At 67.5% G+C, this 18,971-nt stretch carries 20 protein-coding genes; 13 read left to right on the top strand and 7 right to left on the bottom strand.

Features of this window, described 5'->3' with window-relative positions:
• The first annotated feature begins 28 nt into the window (after positions 1 to 28).
• The 6 genes from ON20_RS09735 to ON20_RS09710 all read left to right on the top strand — a co-directional run bounded on the left by ON20_RS09735 (position 29) and on the right by ON20_RS09710 (position 6,157).
• Positions 29 to 1,201 carry a DODA-type extradiol aromatic ring-opening family dioxygenase gene (locus ON20_RS09735; RefSeq protein ID WP_218002482.1) on the top strand — a complete coding sequence of 391 codons (1,173 nt, stop codon included), beginning with the start codon at positions 29 to 31 and terminating at the stop codon, positions 1,199 to 1,201.
• An 11-nt stretch (positions 1,202 to 1,212) separates the two neighbouring features.
• Positions 1,213 to 1,548, top strand: a complete 336-nt coding sequence (locus ON20_RS09730; protein WP_051162014.1) for a hypothetical protein — start codon at positions 1,213 to 1,215, stop codon at positions 1,546 to 1,548.
• A gap of 16 nt (positions 1,549 to 1,564) precedes the next feature.
• The gene (locus tag ON20_RS09725) at positions 1,565 to 2,506 is read left to right on the top strand and encodes an acetamidase/formamidase family protein (RefSeq protein ID WP_040834788.1); all 942 of its coding nucleotides are present in this window, start codon (positions 1,565 to 1,567) and stop codon (positions 2,504 to 2,506) included.
• Between the two features lie 81 nt (positions 2,507 to 2,587).
• Complete coding sequence (locus tag ON20_RS09720) at positions 2,588 to 3,466, top strand: alpha/beta fold hydrolase (RefSeq protein ID WP_245547139.1); 879 nt, start codon at positions 2,588 to 2,590, stop codon at positions 3,464 to 3,466.
• A gap of 91 nt (positions 3,467 to 3,557) precedes the next feature.
• Complete coding sequence (locus ON20_RS09715; protein WP_040834666.1) at positions 3,558 to 4,292, top strand: IclR family transcriptional regulator; 735 nt, start codon at positions 3,558 to 3,560, stop codon at positions 4,290 to 4,292.
• Between the two features lie 200 nt (positions 4,293 to 4,492).
• Complete coding sequence (locus ON20_RS09710; protein WP_083864787.1) at positions 4,493 to 6,157, top strand: amidase; 1,665 nt, start codon at positions 4,493 to 4,495, stop codon at positions 6,155 to 6,157.
• A 15-nt stretch (positions 6,158 to 6,172) separates the two neighbouring features.
• On the opposite strand, the gene ON20_RS09705 is transcribed toward ON20_RS09710, so the two are convergent.
• The 6 genes from ON20_RS09705 to argC are packed head-to-tail and all read right to left on the bottom strand — an operon-like array spanning position 6,173 to position 12,116.
• Positions 6,173 to 6,730, bottom strand: coding sequence for an arginine repressor (locus ON20_RS09705; RefSeq protein ID WP_083864786.1), 558 nt, complete (start codon positions 6,728 to 6,730; stop codon positions 6,173 to 6,175).
• Positions 6,727 to 7,701: an ornithine carbamoyltransferase gene (argF, locus tag ON20_RS09700; RefSeq protein ID WP_040834665.1), complete on the bottom strand. Its 975-nt coding sequence runs from the start codon at positions 7,699 to 7,701 to the stop codon at positions 6,727 to 6,729. Before argF ends, ON20_RS09705 begins: the two co-directional genes overlap by 4 nt.
• The gene (locus ON20_RS09695; RefSeq protein ID WP_040834664.1) at positions 7,698 to 8,897 is read right to left on the bottom strand and encodes an acetylornithine transaminase; all 1,200 of its coding nucleotides are present in this window, start codon (positions 8,895 to 8,897) and stop codon (positions 7,698 to 7,700) included. Before ON20_RS09695 ends, argF begins: the two co-directional genes overlap by 4 nt.
• Positions 8,894 to 9,832: an acetylglutamate kinase gene (gene argB / locus ON20_RS09690; RefSeq protein WP_040834663.1), complete on the bottom strand. Its 939-nt coding sequence runs from the start codon at positions 9,830 to 9,832 to the stop codon at positions 8,894 to 8,896. Before argB ends, ON20_RS09695 begins: the two co-directional genes overlap by 4 nt.
• Complete coding sequence (gene argJ / locus ON20_RS09685; protein ID WP_040834662.1) at positions 9,829 to 11,049, bottom strand: bifunctional glutamate N-acetyltransferase/amino-acid acetyltransferase ArgJ; 1,221 nt, start codon at positions 11,047 to 11,049, stop codon at positions 9,829 to 9,831. The genes argB and argJ overlap by 4 nt, the downstream gene beginning before the upstream one ends.
• Positions 11,046 to 12,116, bottom strand: a complete 1,071-nt coding sequence (gene argC, locus ON20_RS09680) for an N-acetyl-gamma-glutamyl-phosphate reductase (protein WP_040834782.1) — start codon at positions 12,114 to 12,116, stop codon at positions 11,046 to 11,048. The genes argJ and argC overlap by 4 nt, the downstream gene beginning before the upstream one ends.
• Positions 12,117 to 12,197: 81 nt before the next feature.
• Between argC and ON20_RS36225 the strand changes: the two genes are divergently transcribed.
• On the top strand, positions 12,198 to 12,380 hold the full coding sequence (locus ON20_RS36225; RefSeq protein ID WP_157228768.1) for a hypothetical protein: 183 nt from the start codon (positions 12,198 to 12,200) through the stop codon (positions 12,378 to 12,380).
• Positions 12,381 to 12,563: 183 nt separating this feature from the next.
• The gene (locus tag ON20_RS09675) at positions 12,564 to 13,754 is read left to right on the top strand and encodes a CHAP domain-containing protein (RefSeq protein WP_040834661.1); all 1,191 of its coding nucleotides are present in this window, start codon (positions 12,564 to 12,566) and stop codon (positions 13,752 to 13,754) included.
• Positions 13,755 to 13,824: 70 nt separating this feature from the next.
• Here the strand turns inward: ON20_RS09675 and ON20_RS09670 are convergent, their stop codons facing one another.
• Entirely contained in the window at positions 13,825 to 14,724 is a 900-nt protein-coding gene (locus ON20_RS09670; protein WP_040834660.1) for a MurR/RpiR family transcriptional regulator, read from the bottom strand.
• A 154-nt stretch (positions 14,725 to 14,878) separates the two neighbouring features.
• Between ON20_RS09670 and ON20_RS09665 the strand changes: the two genes are divergently transcribed.
• The 5 genes from ON20_RS09665 to ON20_RS09645 are packed head-to-tail and all read left to right on the top strand — an operon-like array spanning position 14,879 to position 18,970.
• On the top strand, positions 14,879 to 15,652 hold the full coding sequence (locus ON20_RS09665; RefSeq protein WP_051162010.1) for an amino acid ABC transporter ATP-binding protein: 774 nt from the start codon (positions 14,879 to 14,881) through the stop codon (positions 15,650 to 15,652).
• Between the two features lie 11 nt (positions 15,653 to 15,663).
• Entirely contained in the window at positions 15,664 to 16,560 is an 897-nt protein-coding gene (locus ON20_RS09660; RefSeq protein WP_040834659.1) for a glutamate ABC transporter substrate-binding protein, read from the top strand.
• A 27-nt stretch (positions 16,561 to 16,587) separates the two neighbouring features.
• Positions 16,588 to 17,238 (top strand): amino acid ABC transporter permease, encoded by a 651-nt coding sequence (locus ON20_RS09655; RefSeq protein ID WP_040834658.1) that lies wholly within the window; start codon positions 16,588 to 16,590, stop codon positions 17,236 to 17,238.
• Positions 17,235 to 18,125, top strand: a complete 891-nt coding sequence (locus ON20_RS09650; RefSeq protein ID WP_040834657.1) for an amino acid ABC transporter permease — start codon at positions 17,235 to 17,237, stop codon at positions 18,123 to 18,125. The genes ON20_RS09655 and ON20_RS09650 overlap by 4 nt, the downstream gene beginning before the upstream one ends.
• Positions 18,122 to 18,970: an enoyl-CoA hydratase/isomerase family protein gene (locus tag ON20_RS09645; protein WP_218002481.1), complete on the top strand. Its 849-nt coding sequence runs from the start codon at positions 18,122 to 18,124 to the stop codon at positions 18,968 to 18,970. The genes ON20_RS09650 and ON20_RS09645 overlap by 4 nt, the downstream gene beginning before the upstream one ends.
• Position 18,971 lies beyond the last annotated feature (1 nt).

Here is an 18,971-nt window from a genome sequence, read left to right as displayed (position 1 = left end):
CCTCCACGAGGCAATGAACGGATACGCGATGCCGGACGAGCCGCTCGAACTGATCAACGTTCGGCTCACGGCGCTCGGCCGTACGGTGAAGCCGGCGCTGGTGGAGTCTCCGCCGGCGGGCCCGGACGCCACTCACGCCCGGATGGGGACCCGTGCGGCGGTCTTCTCCGGCGAAACACGACAGACCGATATCTACGACGGGTTGGCGCTGCGGCACGACAACCGCGTAATCGGCCCGGCGATCATCGAACAGCCCACGACCACGGTGGTTCTCGTCGAAGGCTACGAGCCGGCCGAGCGACGGCACAGACCACAGAAAAGGAAGGAACTCACCGTGGGTGAGATCGTACTGGCGGTCGCCGCCAGCCATGCGCCGGGACTGATCGGCATGTTCGACCAGGCTCCGGCAGAATCGCGGCGGGTGGTGTCGTCCGCGTACGGCACCCTCGCGAAGCAGATTCGCCACGTGAAACCGGACGTCCTCATCATCGTCGCCAACGACCATATGGCGAACAATCGAATTCGCACGTATCCCGACTTTCTCATCGGAATGGCGGAGCAACACCGGGGGCCGTTCGAATTCTTCAAGTCATGGCTGGGATGCGACGACTACACGATTCCGGGCGACCCCGCGACCGCGGAAATCGTCTTCAACGGACTGATTCACCGGGAAATCCGGATTTCGGCAAGCCGTGAGAATCTGAATTTCGACGACAATATCTCCGTCCCCGTGGTGAAGACCGAAATCGAGTCCAGCGGTGTGCGGATGCTCACCCTCCTGCAGAACTGCACGGTACCGCCCATTCCGGACCAGCATCGCTCGTACGAGGTCGGTCAGGCGCTCGGCGACATCATCGCGAACGAACTACCGGCGGACGCTCGCATCGGTCTGTTGGCGTCCGGGGGGCTCAGTCACGAGCCCGGCGGACTGCGCGACTTCCACATCGACGAGAAGTTCGACACGTGGTTCCTCGAGCTGCTGGCCGAGGGTGACCACGAGCGCGTGCTCGCCGAGGTCACTCCCGAACGCATGGACGAAGCGGGCATCGGAGGGACCAGCGAGCTTCTCAGCTGGTTCGTAGTGATGGGCGCGATCGGTGAGCGGCCCTGCGAGGTGCTCGGCTACACCGGATGGGACCAGTGGCGCTGCGGAATCGGTGCCGTCACCTGGGATATGACGTCCGTACCGGTAGCGGGATAGGAGGACCCTCGATGAGCTTGGACAATCTCAACACCGCACTCGTAACACACGACCTGGTCCAGAACCTCAAGTGGAACGCCGAGTTACGGCGTGAATTCGAGCAGGATCGGGCGGCCGTGCTCGACCGGTACGATCTGACTCCGGCCGAGCGCAGCGCCATCGAACGCCGCGACTGGCGCGCTCTCTACGCGCTCGGCCTCCATCCGTACCTGGGTGCGCAGTTCGCGCGGATCGTCTACAGCGACCGGAAGGAAGGCGGCATCAGCGCCGTGGAGGCGCTGCTCGCGTCGATCCGCGGCGAGTCCGAACCGGCGCCGGCCGGCGGCGACGGAACGAATGCGGAGTGAGCCGTCGGTGACCACCATGCCGACGTCTCGTGTGCACCGATTGCCGGCCGGGCCGGATACCGTCCGGGTAGGAGTGATCGATCCGGCCTTCCCGCCGGTACTGACCATCGACCCCGGCGACGAGGTCGTCCTGTCGACGTGGGGGCACTGGGGAAACCGGGTCACCCCGGACACCGCGATCGACGATTTCCCGCGGATCCGCGCGCACTTCCCGGAAGCGTTGGGCCCGCACTCGATCACCGGGCCGATCCACATTCGTGGCGCCGAGCCCGGCGATGCGCTTGTCGTGGAGATCATCGAACTGGTCCCCGCAGCGCACGGATTCAACCTCGTGGTCGCCCATCCACGAGGACGCGGAGTGCTTCGGGACCGATTCCCGGACCCGATGATCCGGCATTTCGAACTGGACCGTGAAACCATGACCACGACACTTGCCGGAAAAGTGCGGGTGCCGCTGCGGCCCTTTCTCGGGATCATGGGGGTCGCACCGGGCGAGAGCGGAGCCCGCAGCACCGTCGAACCCGGCCCCTTCGGGGGCAATATGGACCTCACCGCGTTGGTCGCGGGGACGACGCTCGAACTGCCGGTATTCCACCCGGGAGCCGGCTTCTACTGCGGCGACGGGCACGCCGCCCAAGGGGATGGAGAGGTCAACCAGACGGCCATCGAGGCCGGGATGGAGCACGTCCGGCTACGGTTCTCGCTGGCGAGCGGGGCCCGGTTACGGACGCCGCGCGCCGAATCCGGCACCCATCTCATCGCCACGGGGTTCGGGCACACCCTGGAGGAAGCGGCCCATGAGGCGGTGGACGAGCTGGTGAATTGGCTCGTCGCCGAGGGGCTGACCGCCGAGGACGCCTACAGCCTCTGTTCGATAGCCGCCGATGTGCACGTGACACAAATGGTGAACGGGGTGGTGGGTGTGCACGCCACCATCGCCAAGCTCACCCGCACCTAGGTATGGGCCACCGCACGGGACGAGCAACCGTGGCACGCCCACCCCGACATAGGCGCACAGACCATCAGAAAGGACATGCCGGTGTCACCACCTCCGATTCCAGAATACGAAACCGATCCGTTCTTCGGCCTCACCGATAAATGGCTGGTTACCGCGCCGGGTGAACTGACCCATTATCACGAGTTGGGAAGCGGCACTCCGGTCCTGTTCCTTCATGGTTCGGGCACCGGAGTAACAGCGGCCGCCAATTGGTGGTCGAACTTGCCGGAGCTGGCGAAAGGCAACCGCTGCGTTGCCATCGATTCCATCGGCTACGGGCAGACCGTCGTCGCCGAGGGCACGAAATACGGAATCCGCGAATGGGTCCGTCACGCTATTCGCGTTCTGGATGCTCTCGAGATCGAGAAGACATGGATCGTAGGGAATTCGTTGGGAGGTTGGCTCGCATTCCAGTTCGCGATCGACCATCCCGAAAGGCTTCTCGGGATCGTATCGATGGGAACAGGCGGCGCCGCACTGACGGCGGCGTTGGCGAGTCACGCCGCTCCGGAACTCTCCGAGGCAGGTATCCGGCGAACCCTCGAGTCCTTCGTCGTCGACAAGTCGCTGGTCACGGACGACCTGGTGCGGCTGCGCTACCGAGCGGCACTCAACGACACCGCGACCGACCGCCTCGCGCAGGTTGTCGCGGCGCGCGACCGTGACCGTACCGAGCTGCCACTCGATTTCGACCTGCTCGGTGAAGTCACCGTGCCTGTTCTGCTGATACACCGCATGCAAGGCGCCGTTATTCCGGTTTCGCGGACATGGGAGCTGCTCGACGCCATCCCGCACGCGGACGCGCATATCTTCGGCCGGTGTGGGCACTGGTCCCAGGTCGAACGTGCCGCCGACTTCAACGAACTGGTGGGTAATTACCTGAGTGCTCGTACCCATACCGGCCGGCCGACGACCCCCTGATACCGTCGAGAGCCCGGCACGTAGGCCGTGACCCGCGGGTTTGTCCATTTGCCGGAATGCGGTGCCCGGCACATCCGGATGGAACGAAGACATGATCGAAGGCCTCGAGCGAGCCACACGCGTATTGGGCCTGTTCTCCAAGGATATCCCCGAGTGGAGCGTCAGTGACGTTTCGCGTGAGCTCATGATGACCAAGACGACGACATGGGAGTGGATGCGGGCCATGACCGAGTTGGGTCTGCTTCGGCGTACGGGCCGCAGTTCCTATCGCCTCGGCTGGCGAGCCTTCCAACTCGGGCAACGCGCTCGAATGACTTCGGAGATCGCCGGACGGGCCCGTGAAGCAATGGCATCTCTCGTCGAACGGTACGGGGTGACCGCGCAATTGGCGGTCCGGCACGGCCGCGACATCGTCTACCTGGAAAAGGCCGCGCCCCGAGTGGGGATGCGGATCAACGCGACGCGGGTCGGTGAGCGTCTCCCGGCGCACTGCACCGCCGAAGGCAAAGTACTTTTGGCGTATCGCCCCGAGAAGGAGATACGAAACCTTTTCAACGGAATCGTGATGGAGCAGCTCACGGAGCGTTCGATCACTACACCGGCGGCGCTGGAAAGTGAGCTCGCCACAGTGCGTGAGCGCGGCTTCGCCTCCGATATCGAAGAAGCCGTCGAAGGTATGTGCTGCGTGGCCGCGCCGGTGACCAACCGCCACGGCGATATCGCCTGGGCGTTGAGTATGAGTTTTCTCGAATACCGCCTCGGCGAACATCAGACCTACATAGACGCGGTAACCGACGCCGCGCGGCGGCTATCGGAAGCTCCTTGACCACTGCCGGCGGCGAGACGGCCCACTGCCATACGCAGAGCCACCGCCGACCTCCGGCAAACGAACCGCGACCTTCCCTGCGACGGGGAGAGCACGCCGCAGCGCCGACACGCGTAGTGTCGATAGAGTTTGCCGGTGCAGTGCATGGGAGGACACGATATCGCCGGAACCGGAGACATCCAGAATGTGGACGGGGCCCGATGACGCGGGGGATGTCACGAAGATCTTTCGTTCGGACAACGGGACTCGGAGCCGGGGTCGCCGCGACGGTGCTGACGCAGGAGTCTCGAGCGGCGGCACGACCGCCCGCCCGGCGCACACCCGCTCCGTCCGTGGCAGTGCTTCCCGACCCCGCGACGATCGACACCACCGACCCGGCGCAGCTGTCCGCGGTCGAGGCGGCCAGCCTATTGCAGGCCAAGCAGCTACATCCCCGCGAACTCCTCGACGCCTGCCTGCGGCGCAGCGCCGAGTTCGACGGTTGCCTCAACACCTGGGTGCACACCTACCCGGAAATGGCGCGCGACCAGGCCGAGCAGGCCGCCCGGCGACTGGCCGCCGGAGATGCCCCACCGATCTGCGGACTCCCCATCGCGATGAAGGACGTGATCGCCGCCGCCGGGCTGCCGCTCACCGCGTCGAGTCGGCTACTGGAAGGGAATATCGCCGCCGGTGACGCCACGGTGTGGCGGTGGCTGCGGGAACAGGGCGCGGTGCTGATAGGCCACGTGCACACCGATGAATTCGGCCTGTCGACCACCTGCCCGCAGGTCGGCAACCCCTGGGATCCGACCGCCATCGTCGGCGGCTCCTCCGGCGGCAGCGCCGCCGTGGTGGCGGCGCGGTTCGCTCCGCTGGCCCTCGGCGCCGATACCGGCGGCTCCCTGCGCATCCCCGCCTCGCGCTGCGGGGTGAGCGCGATCAAACCCACCTTCGGTCGCGTCAGCAAATACGGCGTTATCCCGGTGTCGTGGACCAAGGACCATGTGGGCGCAATGGGACGCGGTATCGCCGACGCCGCGCTGCTGCTCTCCGCCATCGCGGGTGTCGACCCGCAGGACCCGGTGACCGTGGCCGCGCCGCCGCTCCCGCCCGAGGGGTATCCGCTGGTTGCGGCCGGTGGTGACAAGCCCCTGGCCGGTAAACGGTTCGGTGTCGGGCGTGCGGCGGCCGACACGCTGCCGAACGAGCTGGCGACGCTGCTGACCCGCTTCCTGGACCTGGTCACCCGTCTCGGCGGCGAACTACGCGATATCACCATGCCCGTCGAACCCACCGGCCTGGCGACGGGCGACGCCGTGGAAACCGGTGCCTACCACCAACAGTGGGCCGACCGGATCGACCAGTACTCGCCGGCGGGCGCTATCGCCGTCGGCACGGCATTGGGCGCCTTGGCCCTACCCGCGGCCGACTACTGGAAACTGGAACGCGACCGAGCCCGCTATCAGCGGGAATACAACCATATGCTGAGCGTCGAGCGACTCGACGCGGTGGTGCTGCCGGGCGTGATGACCGACCGGATGCCGCGCGATGAACCCCCCAGCCAACAACTCGAAAGCCATGCGCCGGTCACCTGGGCCAACTACACCGGCGTCCCGGTGCTCGCGCTTCCCGCCGGTCGCTCCGCCGCCACCGGGCTTCCGTTCGGTGTCCAACTCGGCGGGCGGGCCTGGGGGGAGGCCGACCTCATCGCACTCGGCCTGGAACTCCAGGCCGCCGACCCGGTCTGGCGGGAGGCCCCGACACTGCGTCCCGCACCCCGCACCCTCCCTACGGCGAATATCGCCGCGCCCGGGCCGGGCCCGGATCCGACCAATACCGATGCCGCCACTCCCGCCGTCACCTTCGTGCCGACCACGGCCTGATCGGCGGGCCGGGTCTCACGCGAGCTTCTCGATCCTGGCGGCCAGTTCCGCCCCGGTCAGCGGCTCGCGTGCGATGACGGCGATGGTGTCGTCGCCGGCGATCGTGCCGACCACGTACGGCAGGGCCGCGCGGTCGAGCGCGCTCGCCAGATAGTGCGCCGCGCCCGGCGGGGTGCGCAGGACTGCGATATTGCCGCTGAAGTCGGTGGACACCAGGAGATCACCGAGCAGTTTGGACAGTCGCCCGGTGCCGCCGGTGACTCCGCGCACCGGGCTGCCGTCCTCTGGCACCACATAGACCCCGGCTCCGCCGTCGGCGGCGCGCAGTTTCACCGCGCCGAGTTCGTCCAGGTCCCGGGAGAGGGTGGCCTGGGTGGTCTCGATACCTTCCGCGGCGAGCAGCGTGGCGAGTTCGGTCTGACTGCGGACCGGATGCGCGGCCAGCAGCGCGATGATGCGCGACTGCCGGCCGGCGCGGGTCGCCGCGGTGACGGGGCCCGTCGGGCGGGTCGCCCGCGCAGATGTCCCGGTGGCCTCGGCCTGGCCGTCCGCCTCGTGCCGTGGAACGCTCATCGCCGCCCACCGGCACGTTCCAGCAACCACACCAGTAGCGCCTTCTGCGCGTGTAATCGGTTCTCCGCCTCGTCCCAGACCGCGCTACGCGGGCCGTCGATCACCTCGTCGGTGATCTCCTCACCACGGTGCGCGGGCAGGCAGTGCAGCACCACGGCACCGGATCCGGCACGCGCGAGCAGTGCGGAGTTCACCTGGTACGGGCGGAACGGGCCGACGCGGTCGAGCCCGTCGCCCTCCTGCCCCATCGACGTCCAGGTGTCGGTGACCAGCACATCCGCACCGTCGACGGCCGTCCGTGGATCATCGGTGAGCGTGACACCGCCGCCGGTTTCGGCGGCGCGGGCGCGGGCGGCCTCGACCACCCGCGGTAGCGGTGTGAAACCGGCCGGTGCGGCGACGGTCACGTGCATACCGGCGGTAACGCCCCCGAGTATCAGCGAATGCGCCATATTGTTGGCGCCGTCGCCGAAATAGGCCAGCCGCCGGCCCGCGGGATCACCCAGTCGCTCGGTGATAGTGAGCAGATCCGCCAGCACCTGGCAGGGGTGGAATTCGTCGGACAAGGCGTTGACCACCGGGACGGTCGCGGCAGCGGCCATCTCCTCCAACCTTCCCTGGTCGAAAGTGCGCCAGACGATGGCGTCGACATACCGGGACAACACCCGTCCGGTATCGGCGAGGGTTTCGTCCCGGCCCAGCTGGGTGCTGCCGCTGTCCACCACGACGGCGTGCCCGCCGAGCTGGGCGATACCGAGTTCGAAGGAGAAACGGGTGCGGGTGGAGTTCTTGTCGAAGATCACCCCCACCCCGCGTGGGCCCGCGAGAGGTTTGCGCGCGAACGGGTTACGTTTGAGTTCGGCGGCCAGCGCCAGCACTTCGGCCTGTTCGCCGGGGGTGAGATCGTCGTCGCGGAGGAAGTGGCGGACGGCGTTGCCGGCGCGGACCGGGACGGATTCGGAGACCGTCACGCCTGGACTCCCTTCATCTCGGCGGCGACCCGGTCGAGAATGCCGGGCAGGTCGGCGACGAAGTTCTCCGCTTGGGCCTCGGTGAGCACCAGCGGCGGCGCCAGCCGGATCACATTCGGTTTGGCCGGGTTCACCAGGTAGCCCGCCGCCCGGGCCGCGGCCTCCACCTGTTTGGCCACCGGATGGGTGAGCACGATACCGATGAGCAGGCCCGCGCCGCGCACGTCGGCGACCAACGGATGCTGCAGCACGGCGATACCGTCGCTGAGCCGTTTGCCGACCCATTCCACATGGTCGAGCAGACCCTCCTCGTGGATGGTGCGCAGCACCGCCAGGGCCGCTGCCGCGCTGACCGGGTTGCCGCCGAAGGTGGTGCCGTGCATACCGGGCGTGAACAGGTCGGCGGCCCGGCCGGTTGCCAGAACGGCACCGATCGGCAGCCCGCCGGCCAGGCCCTTCGCCAGGGTCATCACATCGGGTGCGATACCGAAGGCCTGATGCGCGTAGAACTTTCCGGTCCGGCCGATCCCGGTCTGCACCTCGTCCAGGACGAGCAGCGCACCCGCCCGCGCGGTGATCTCGCGGGCCCGGACCAGATAGTCGCCGGGCGGGACCACCACACCGCTCTCGCCCAGTGTGGGTTCGAGGAATACGGCCGCGGTATCGGTGTCGACCGCGCGCTCGAGGAGGCCGGCGTCACCGTAGGGGATATGCACCACCCCGGCCGGCACGGGCTCGAACGGGGTGCGTTTCTCCGGCTGCCCGGTGAGCGCGAGCGCGCCCATGGTGCGGCCGTGGAAGGCGTCCTCGCAGGCGATGATCTTGCGGCGACCGGTGAGCCGGGCGATTTTGAACGCGGCCTCGTTGGCTTCGGCGCCGGAGTTGCAGAAGAACGCCCGGCCGCTGCCGTCCCCGAATTGCGCGAGCAGCTTCTCGGCCAGGTCGAGTACCGGTTCGCTGATGTACAGGTTGGACACGTGCCCGAGAGTGCCCAACTGCTGGGTGACGGCTTCCAGGATCGCCGGGTGTCCGTGGCCGAGGCTGTTGACCGCGATACCGCCGAGGAAGTCGACATAGCGTTTTCCGTCCGCGTCGTACACCACCGCGCCCGCGCCGTGCGCCAGCGCGATCTCCGGGATGCCGTAGTTGCGCATCAGGGAGTTCGACCACCGTTCGCGCAGTTCTGCTGTGCTCATAATTCGGCTCCGTATCCGTCCGGCCGCCCGGCGTCCTCGCGCACCCGGGCGGGGGTGACCATCGTCCCGATTCCCTCTCCGGTGAACAGTTCCAGCAACACCGAATGCGGGACACGTCCGTCGATGACATGCGCGCTGGGCACCCCGCCCAACACGGCACGCAGGCAGGCCTCCATCTTGGGCACCATGCCCGCGTCGAGTTTCGGCAGCAGCCGCGCCAGCGCGTCGCTATCAATGGTGGTGGTCAGCGAGGACCGGTCGGGCCAATCGGTATAGAGGCCCTCCACATCGGTGAGCACCACCAGTTTCTCGGCGCCGATTCCCTCCGCCAGCGCGGCGGCCGCGGTATCGGCGTTGATGTTGTGCACCACGCCGTCCGCGTCCGGGGCGATGGTGGATACCACCGGGATACGGCCGGCGCCGATCAGATCGAGCACCGCGTCCGGGTCGACCGCGGTGACATCGCCGACCAGGCCGATATCGGTGGGTATCCCGTCGACGTCCACCGTGCGCCGGGTGGCGGTAAACAGGCGGGCGTCCTCACCGGAGATCCCCACAGCGTAGGGACCGTGCGCGTTGATCAGGCCGACGAGTCCTCGCCCGACCTGCCCGAACAGCACCATCCGCACCACCTCCATCACCTCGGGGGTGGTGACCCGGAAACCGCCGCGGAACTCCCCTTCCATCCCGAGCCGCTTCAGCATGGTGTTGATCTGCGGCCCGCCCCCGTGCACCACCACCGGGTGCACGCCGACGGTACGCAGGAACGCCATATCGGCGGCGAAGGCACGTTTGAGGCCCTCGTCGATCATGGCGTTGCCGCCGTATTTCACCACGACGATCTTGTCGCGGAACTTCTGCAACCACGGCAGCGCACCGGCCAGTACATGCGCCTTGTCCAGCGCCGAGAGTTCGGAGAGGGAAGAAGCGGTCATGAGCTGTAGGCCGAATTCTCTTCGACGTAGCCGTGCGAGAGGTCGGTGGTGCGCACGGTGGCCGTGCCGTCACCGACCTGCAGGTCGATCCACACCTCGATATCGGGACCGGACAGGTCGACCTCGCGGGCGCCGGGCGCGCCGGTCCCCTCCATACATACCGGGGATCCGTTGAACGACACCGAGATCCGGTCCGGGTCCAGGGTTATCGGGGCCATACCGAGGGCGGCCAGTACCCGGCCCCAGTTGGGGTCGGAACCGAACAGGGCGGTTTTGACCAGGTTGTCGCGGGCGACGGCGCGGGCGCCGGCCAGGGCCTCGTCCTCGGAGGCGGCGCCCGCCACGGTGATCCGCACCCGTTTGGTGACGCCTTCGGCGTCGGCCATCAGCTGTTCGGCCAGATCGTCGCAGACGGCCAGGACGGCGGCGTCGAGTTCATCCTGATCGGGGCTCACCTCGCTGGCGCCGTTGGCCAGCAGCAGTACGGTGTCGTTGGTGGAACAGGCGCCGTCGACGTCGAGGCGGTCGAAGGTGAGCCGGGTGGCCTTGCGCAGTGCGGAATCGAGCTGTTCGGGGGTGGCGGCGGCATCGGTGGTGAGTACCACCAGCATGGTGGCCAGCGCCGGGGCGAGCATGCCCGCGCCCTTGGCCATACCGCCGATATTCCATTTGTCCCGGTGGTGGAACGACGCCTCCTTGGGCACCGTGTCGGTGGTCATGATGGCGTGGGCGGCGTCGGAGCCGCCGGACAGACCGCCACCCATCTCGTGCGCGATCTCGGTGATGGCCGGGACGAGTTTGTCCATCGGCAGCCGGTCGCCGATCAGGCCGGTGGAACACACCGCGATCTCGGCGGCGCCGGTTTCGGTGCCCCAGTTGCTCAGCGCGGCGGCGAGTTCCTCCGCGGTCCGATGGGTGTCCTGGAAACCCTGCGGTCCGGTGCACGCGTTGGCGCAGCCGGAGTTGAGGATGACCGCGCGCAGCTGCCCGGCCTTCAGCACCTGCTGTGTCCACAGCACCGGCGCGGCCTTCACCTTGTTGCTGGTGAACACCCCCGCGGCGGCGTACTCGGGGCCTTCGTTGAACACCAGCGCGAGGTCGGGTTTCCCATTGGCCTTGATTCCCGCCGCGATCCCGGCCGCGCGGAAACCGAGCGGGGCGGTGACGCCCTGGGTGCGCAGCAGTTTGCCTTCGGCGTTCTCGGTGGTTGTCGTCACGGAGCCACTCCTACGGTGGACAGGCCGGCGGTCTCGTCGAGGCCGAGCGCCAGGTTCATGGACTGCACCGCGGCGCCCGCGGTGCCCTTGGTCAAGTTGTCGATCGCGCCGATCACCACCAGCAGGCCGGCGTCGGCGTCCACCGCGACCTGCAGCGTCACGGTGTTGCTGCCCACCACCGAGCCGGTCTGCGGCAGCACCTGTTCGGGTAGCAGATGCACGAACGGTTCGTCGGCGTAGGCCTTCTCGTAGACCGCGCGGACCTGCGCGGCATCCACTCGGACGGGGGCGGTGCAGGTGGCGAGGATGCCGCGCGGCATCGGAGCCAGGACGGGGGTGAACGACACCCGCACCGGTGCGCCGGCCACCGCGGACAGGTTCTGCGCGATCTCCGGGGTGTGCCGATGCGCGCCCGCCACCCCGTAGGCGCGGGCCGAGCCCATCACCTCGGAGCCGAGCAATCCGATATCGAGTTTGCGGCCCGCGCCGGAGGTTCCGCTCACGGCGACGATGTTCACCGTCGGGTCGATGATTCCCGCCGCGACCGCGGGCGCCAGCGCCAGGCTCGACACCGTGGGATAGCAGCCGGGCACCGCGATGCGGGTGGCACCGCGCAGCCGCTCGCGTCCGCCGGGCAGTTCCGGTAGGCCGTAGGGCCAGCTCCCGGCGTACGGGGTGCCGTAGTAGCGATCCCAGGCGGCGGCGTCGGTGAGCCGGAAGTCGGCTCCGCAGTCGATGACGACGGTGGAGTCGGGCAGTTCGCGGGCCAGTGCGGCCGACTGTCCGTGCGGGAGTCCGAGGAAGACGACATCGTGACCGGCCAGTTCGTCGACGGTGGTGGGGCCCAGGACGCGGTCGGCCAAGGGCAGCAGATGCGGCTGGAGTTCGCCCAGTGCCGTCCCGGCATTGGAGCCCGCGGTGAGCGCCCCGATGGTGAGGCGCCCGGCTCGGTACTCCGGATGCCCCAGCAGAAGGCGCAGCACCTCGCCGCCCGCGTACCCGCTGGCGCCGGCCACCGCGACCCGTAGCGGCCCGGTCCGGTCGGACTTCTCCGTGGTATCAGCCATGTAATGATTATGCACGAGCATGCAATCTCATTCATACCCCCACCACTCCAGCCTACCCGGACCCCACGCTATTGTTGGAACATGCGTTCGATAGATGCCGTCGAGCAGCAGATCAGAGCTTTGGAACAGGCGGTGGACGAGCTACTGGCGCTCGACCCCGAACACATATCCGGAGAGGAGCTCGCCGACCTGCTCCCCCGCATCGAATCCCGCGCGCGGAATCTGGCCGCCCTCAGCGCCCGGTGGCGCAGCATCGGAAGGTGACACGAGGGGTCGCGCACGACCCGGAAGTTGTTGGCATCGTTTCAATACCGGGAATGCCCGATACTTGTGCCATACGCACATGCGTGACCATGTGCCAGGAATCTCTCGGTGAGTGAGGTTACGAATGCTGTTCGTCGGCCCGCGGAAACCGGCAGCGTGGACCGCGCCAAGCGGAGGGCACGCATGACGACCTTCAAAGACATAGAGATCGAGCCTTTTCCGCATCCCGACTACGCCAGCGAAGGTCTCAACGCGATAGTCGACATGGCGCATGAATACATACAAAGTTCGGTCGTGCTGTTCGCGTCCGGCTTCGACGGCGGACAGCAGGACATGATCGCTTGGCTGGCAAAGAAGAATATGCTCAGCGAAGAAGGACGCGAGCTCACCAAGGACGGCGCCCAGCACGTGGAACTCAATCCGGGGCAGTCCGTGATGGCCGACAACTACACCAGCAAGAACAGCGAGGTCCGGGACAGGGCCTCGCAACTTCGAATGCAGAACGAGAATGTGAACGAAAGCTCTATCAAGAGCTTCAAGACCTCGAACCAGGCGTTCCAGAAGGTCAAGGGGATCGCGGACGGACTCAGAGCCGAGCTGGGTCGCAAGCCCGGGGAGCACCAGCTGACCCGGAAGCCCGATGGCAACCTGCACCTGACCTCCGAGGAGGAAAACCGGTTGCTGGGCCTGATCCTGGAGGAGGTGGACCGTGTGCACGACACGATCGAGGATGCGGACAGCGGCATGCGAAGAGACGCCGGCAATATCGAGAAAATGATACCGGACCTCCCGCGCAACCCCTACGGTAACGCACCGGACGCCGGACGCCGGACGCCATGGACGCCGACCTCGAAGTGGACGCCGGAAACGCGCTCTCTCGCCATAACCCGTTACGGCACCCCGAACGGTATTGTCGGGGTGGCGCAGAACGAGCTGGGGAACGACGTTATCGAGACCAACGGCGACAATGTCCCGATATACCGCAAGACAGGCCTTCCGACCGAGTACAACATCAAGGGCCTGCCGTGGTGTGCAGCCTTCTCTACCTGGGTGTGGGACAAGGCCGGTTACAAGGTCGGCTGGTCCAATGAGAACTACGTACCTGCCATCTGGAGCGACGCCGAGGCACTGGGGCTGCGGAGGGCAGTATCGCAGGCCCAGCCAGGGGATATGATCATCTTCGACTGGGAGCATGACGGAACCCCGGACCATGTGGGAATCGTGGAAGCCGTGGACTACAACACCGGCCAAATCCACACCATCGAAGGCAATTCGAGTAACCGTCTGCAGCAACGGAGTTATTCCATGAACGCGGGATCGCTCTTCGGCGTCGTCACGCCGCCCGCCGAAACCCCGGCCGCCCAGGCATCCTGACGGTGTGCTGCGCCGGCCGCGACGCCGACGCGGCATTGGCCGGCGGCTCCCGGCCACCGGCAACGGTGACTTATTCCGCGATGTCCATCTCGTACACCTGGAAGTCGCGCAGTAGCCGCTCCTCCTGCAACAGCGCCGCCCGCGCATTCTGCCCGTTGTGCCGGGCCACCTCGGCGGCCAGCGCCTGGACGAGGGCGACGAACGCGGTCATCGACCGCAGCATGGTGGCGGCCGAGGCATCGACATAGAACACCTCGTGCGCGGTGGCTGCCAGCGGGGACGCCGGATTGTCGGTCAGCGCGATCACATGCGCACCGACCGAGCGCGCCCACCGCGCGGCACGGACGGTATCGGCGGTGTAGCGGTGGATCGACATGGCCACGAAGCAATCCCCCGCCCGGACCGCCCGCAGGTCGTCGGTGAGCGCCCCGGCCGCGGCCGTCATCAAGGACACGTCTTCGCGCAGCATGCCCAGGAGATACGCGAGAAGGTAGGCGGGTGCATGGCATTTGCGCATCCCTATGACATGGACGTGCGGCGCTTCGGCGAGCCGGTGCACCGCCGTCCGCCATACCTGTTCCTCGATCCGGGAGAAGGTTCTGGCGATATTGGCATGATCGTAGGCCAGCGCGCGGGGGAGCACTCCGCCGTCGGCGTCCGACAGCTGTTCCAGATTGTCGAAGCGGCGCAGCAGTTGGGCCTGTTCGCGCAACCACTCCCGGCACAATCTGGTCAGTCCCGGATACCCTTTGAGCCCGAATGCCGTGGCGAACCGCACCACGGTGGCCTCGTTCACTCCGGTGGCGGCCGCCATCTCCGATACGGTCATGAACGCGACCGCTTCCGGATCGGCCATGACCCGGTCGGCCAGTTTCCGGTGCGCCGGCGACAGGGTGTCGCGCCGGGCTCGGAGTTCGGTGAGCAATTCGGCGAACGTACTCGGTCCCTCGCCCACGGGCTCTGCTTCCATCCGACCATTCTCTCCCGCCGTACCAGGCGCCCATCACCCTTCCCACCCTGAGGAATATTCCTTTGCACTTCCTTTTCTATTTGCAAACATAATTGCATCAACCGGCGGACCGATGCCGGCCGGCCCGCGTACCAGACCAGCATTCGAGGCGCCCATGACATCTGCCCTCACGGCGGGCACCCAGTCCCCACCCGCCGCGATCGTCACACTCCGCGGTGTCGGCAAGAGCTATGGAACCATGGTTGTGCTCCGCGATATCGATCTGGATATCGCCGAGGGTGAGGTCATCGTGATCATCGGCCCGTCCGGTTCCGGCAAGTCCACCCTGTGCCGCACCATCAACGGGCTGGAGACGATCGATACCGGCCGGATCGAGTACCGCGGCACGCCACTGCCCACCGAGGGAGCGGCACTGCGGCGGGTCCGGACCGAGATCGGCATGGTGTTCCAGTCGTTCAATCTGTTTCCGCATATGAGCGTGCTGGACAACATCACCTTCGCACCGATCCGGGTCGCGAAACTCGGCCGCGCTCGCGCCGAGGAGCGCGCACGCGACCTGCTCGAGCGCGTCGGACTCGCCGACAAGGCGACCGCGTACCCGCCGCAACTGTCCGGAGGCCAGCAGCAACGCGTCGCGATCGCACGCGGTTTGGCCATGCGTCCACGGGTCATGCTGTTCGACGAACCCACCAGCGCGCTGGACCCGGAAATGGTCGGGGAAGTCTTGGACGTGATGAAAGCCCTTGCCGCGGAGGGCATGACCATGGTCGTGGTCACCCACGAGATGGGTTTCGCCCGCGCCTGCGCCGATCGGGTGATCTTCCTCGCCGACGGCACCATCGCCGAACAGAACACCCCCGATGTCTTCTTCACCGCCCCCACCACCGACCGGGCCAAGGACTTCCTGACCCGAACACTCCCCCGCTGAGGGACACCGATATGCCCCGTATCCCGCGCCTGCTTCGCCACGCCGGCCTGGTCTGCGCCGCCGTCCTACTCGCTGTCGGCTGCGACTCCGGCGCCCCACCGATCGACACCGGTGACCATCACCCCCCAGTGGCCACGAATGTCTCCTTCCCTCCCGGCTCGACCATGCGCCGACTGCATGAAACCGGGTTGATCCGGATCGGCACCAAATTCGATCAACCACTGTTCGGGCTGATGAACCCGATCACGAATCGACCCCAGGGCTTCGACGCCGAGATGGGCAAACTCATCGCGGCCCGGCTCGGTATACCCGCCGACCGGATCGACTGGGTGGAGACGGTCTCGGCCAACCGGGAGCCCTTCCTCCAACAGGGACGGGTCGATCTGGTGATCGCCACATACACCATTACCGACGAACGCAAGCAGATCATCGATTTCGCGGGACCGTATTACATTGCCGGACAGTCGCTGATGGTGCGCGCCGGCAATCCGGACCACATCACCGGTCCGGCCGACCTGTCCGGACGGCCGGTGTGTTCGGTGGAGGGGTCGGCGTCGTCGACCCATATCCGCGAACTGGTGCCCCACGCGGACCATGTGCTGTTCGACTCCTTCGGCAAATGCGCCCAGGCCGTGAAGAACGGCCAGGTTACCGCCATGACCACGGACAACACCATCCTGGCCGGATTGCGCAGCCGCGATATGGACGCCTTCGAACTGATCGACACCACCTTCAGCGCGGAACCCTACGGAATCGGCGTCGCCCGGGGCCACGCCGATCTGGTGTCCTTCATCGACGACCTGCTGCGCACCGCCTTCCGGGACGGCAGCTGGGCCGGGGCCTGGGACCGCACAGCCGGACGGATTCTCGGCCCCGCTCCCACCCCACCCGATCTGGACAGCTACTGACCGGCACCGCGCGACAGGAACCCCACCGTGCACATCCTCCTCGAGAACGCCGACCTCCTCGGTCGGGCCTTCGCCATGACCGTCCTGCTCGCCCTCGGAGCGGGTACCCTGGCCGCGGTGCTCGGCCTGGTGGTCGGGGTATCACGGCTGTGTCCGGTGCCGCTGCTGCGACACCTGGGCACCGGCTATGTCGAACTCGTGCGCAACACCCCGCTCACCATCGTCTTCTTCCTGGTGGTCTTCGTCCTACCCGAGCTGGGTGTGCTGCTGCCCGGATATCTCGTGGCCGCGACGACCGCCCTGGGGTGCTACACCGCGGCCTTCGTGGCCGAGGCGATCCGCGCCGGGGTGTACACCGTGGGCCGGGGACAGGCCGAAGCGGCACGGGCCCTGGGACTTTCGTTTTCCGCCGCGATGCGTTACGTCATCGTCCCGCAGGCGCTGCGCGCGGTGGTTCCCCCGCTGGCAGGGGTCTGGATCGCCCTGGTCAAGAACACCTCCGTGGCCGCGGGGTTCGGGGTGTTGGAGCTCACCGCGGCGAGTCAGCGGATCAACTTCCTCGACCCGGCCGCCGTGATTCCCGCCCTCCTGTGGATCGCCGCGGCCTACCTGGTGCTCACCCTCGGCTCGGCCTACGGTTTCCGATGGCTGGAGCGCCGTTCGGCGGTGGCGCGATGAGCGACACCTCGTTCCTCTACGACCCGCTCGGGCCGCGGGGTTCCCGTCGGGCGGGCCGGATCTCGATCGCCGCGGGTGTGCTGGCCGCCGCGGCCCTGGCGGCGCTTTCCCTGCGCCTGCACGACCTGGAGCAACTCGACCCGCGACGCTGGGCGATTCTCGTCGATCCGGATACCGGCGTGCCGCAGACGCTGTGGCGGGGCTATCTGGCGACACTGCGGGCCGCCCTGACCGCCATGGCGCTCGCCGTGGTGGTCGGACTCGCGCTGTGCGCCGGGCGCATGTCGCGCCGACCGCCGATCCGACTGGCCGTCGGCGCGGTGGTGGAACTGCTGCGCGGTATCCCCCTGTTGCTGCTCATGCTGTTCGCCGCGCTCGGACTACCACGCCTGGGCCTCGAAGTGAGCCTGCTGCAGGTGGTGGTACTCGCCCTCGTGGCCTACAACTCCGCCGTGCTGTGTGAGATCTTCCGCGGCGGCATCACGGCCATCGACCGAGGGCAGCGCGAAGCCGCCGCCGCGCTCGGTGTCCGACCGGCCGTGGTGTTCTGGCGGGTGCTGCTCCCGCAGGCGGTACCGACCATGCTGCCGGTATTGGTGAGCCAGCTGGTGATCCTGCTCAAGGACACCTCGCTCGGTTTCATCGTCGGCTACACGGAACTACTGCGTTCGGGCCGGTCCCTGGTCGAGTACTACGGCAGCCAGTATTCGCTGCAGCTGTATCTCGGCGTCGCCGCCCTGTACATCGCCACCAATATCGCCCTCTCGTTTCTAGCGGCGCGACTCACCGGCCGCACCCTGCCCCGGCGAACCGACCGCGGGCGCCGCCGCCTCGTCTCCGTCCCGGCACATTCCGATCTCCTCACGCGGAAGGAGTCCGCCCGATGACCGATTCACCCGACCCCGACGCAGAGCCGGACGCCACCGCACCGGCCGGCACCGGCACCGGCGACGACGCCCCCACCCCGGTGCTCGTCGAGCGCCGGGGCAGCACCATGGTGCTGACCCTGAACCGACCGGAACGGCTCAACGCGGTGAACGAAGAGCTCTACCACACTCTGATCGCCGCCCTGCGTATGTCCGAGGCCGACTCGCGGGTGCGCTGTGTCCTGCTCACCGGGGCGGGTCGGGCGTTCTGCGTGGGCGCGGATATGAAGGAGCACCGGGCCGGTACCCGCACCGCACAGGACAGGCAGCGGTATGTGCAGCTGGGACAGGACGTCTGCCGCCGCATCCAGACCTGCACCACCCCGGTCGTGGCGGCCGTCCACGGCTACGCCCTCGGCGCCGGCGCGGAGCTGGCGGTGAGCAGCGATTTCCTGGTGATGGCCGAAGACGCGCGGATGGGGTTCCCCGAGGTGAGTATCGGCACCTTCGTCGGCGGCGGGATAACCCACCGACTGCCTCGCCTGGTGGGTCTGCGGCGCGCCACCGATCTGCTGTTGCTCGGTGAACGGTTCACCGGTACCCAGGCGCTGGACTGGGGTCTGGCCCATGCGGTCGTCCCCGGGGCGACACTGCACGATACCGCGATGAAGTTGGCCGATCGGCTGGCCGGACAGGCGCCGCTGTCGCTGGGACGGATGAAGGCGGCGCTGTACCGCGCCGATCCGGTGGACACCGCATTCCGCACCGAACCGCGGGATCTGCTCGCGCTCATGGAGACCGAGGACTGGGCCGAGGGCATCGCGGCCTTCGCCGAGCGGCGGGCGCCCGTCTTCCGAGGAAAATAAA

This window comes from Nocardia brevicatena NBRC 12119, assembly GCF_000308495.1.
GTDB classification, from domain to species: Bacteria; Actinomycetota; Actinomycetes; order Mycobacteriales; family Mycobacteriaceae; genus Nocardia; species Nocardia brevicatena.
This window is presented reverse-complemented; position numbering and strand designations above follow the sequence as displayed.

Excerpts from the sequence above, each read along its gene's own strand:
- ON20_RS09665 (WP_051162010.1), top strand. The coding sequence starts at position 14,879 with ATGACATCTGCCCTCACGGCGGGCACCCAGTCCCCACCCGCCGCGATC.
- argC (WP_040834782.1), bottom strand. The coding sequence starts at position 12,116 with ATGGCTGATACCACGGAGAAGTCCGACCGGACCGGGCCGCTACGGGTC.
- argB (WP_040834663.1), bottom strand. The coding sequence starts at position 9,832 with ATGACCGCTTCTTCCCTCTCCGAACTCTCGGCGCTGGACAAGGCGCAT.
- ON20_RS09705 (WP_083864786.1), bottom strand. The coding sequence starts at position 6,730 with ATGAGCGTTCCACGGCACGAGGCGGACGGCCAGGCCGAGGCCACCGGG.
- ON20_RS09675 (WP_040834661.1), top strand. The coding sequence starts at position 12,564 with ATGACGACCTTCAAAGACATAGAGATCGAGCCTTTTCCGCATCCCGAC.
- ON20_RS36225 (WP_157228768.1), top strand. The coding sequence starts at position 12,198 with ATGCGTTCGATAGATGCCGTCGAGCAGCAGATCAGAGCTTTGGAACAG.
- ON20_RS09710 (WP_083864787.1), top strand. The coding sequence starts at position 4,493 with ATGACGCGGGGGATGTCACGAAGATCTTTCGTTCGGACAACGGGACTC.
- ON20_RS09650 (WP_040834657.1), top strand. The coding sequence starts at position 17,235 with ATGAGCGACACCTCGTTCCTCTACGACCCGCTCGGGCCGCGGGGTTCC.
- ON20_RS09695 (WP_040834664.1), bottom strand. The coding sequence starts at position 8,897 with ATGAGCACAGCAGAACTGCGCGAACGGTGGTCGAACTCCCTGATGCGC.
- ON20_RS09715 (WP_040834666.1), top strand. The coding sequence starts at position 3,558 with ATGATCGAAGGCCTCGAGCGAGCCACACGCGTATTGGGCCTGTTCTCC.
- ON20_RS09660 (WP_040834659.1), top strand. The coding sequence starts at position 15,664 with ATGCCCCGTATCCCGCGCCTGCTTCGCCACGCCGGCCTGGTCTGCGCC.
- ON20_RS09730 (WP_051162014.1), top strand. The coding sequence starts at position 1,213 with ATGAGCTTGGACAATCTCAACACCGCACTCGTAACACACGACCTGGTC.
- ON20_RS09645 (WP_218002481.1), top strand. The coding sequence starts at position 18,122 with ATGACCGATTCACCCGACCCCGACGCAGAGCCGGACGCCACCGCACCG.
- ON20_RS09725 (WP_040834788.1), top strand. The coding sequence starts at position 1,565 with ATGCCGACGTCTCGTGTGCACCGATTGCCGGCCGGGCCGGATACCGTC.
- ON20_RS09735 (WP_218002482.1), top strand. The coding sequence starts at position 29 with ATGCCGGACGAGCCGCTCGAACTGATCAACGTTCGGCTCACGGCGCTC.
- ON20_RS09670 (WP_040834660.1), bottom strand. The coding sequence starts at position 14,724 with ATGGAAGCAGAGCCCGTGGGCGAGGGACCGAGTACGTTCGCCGAATTG.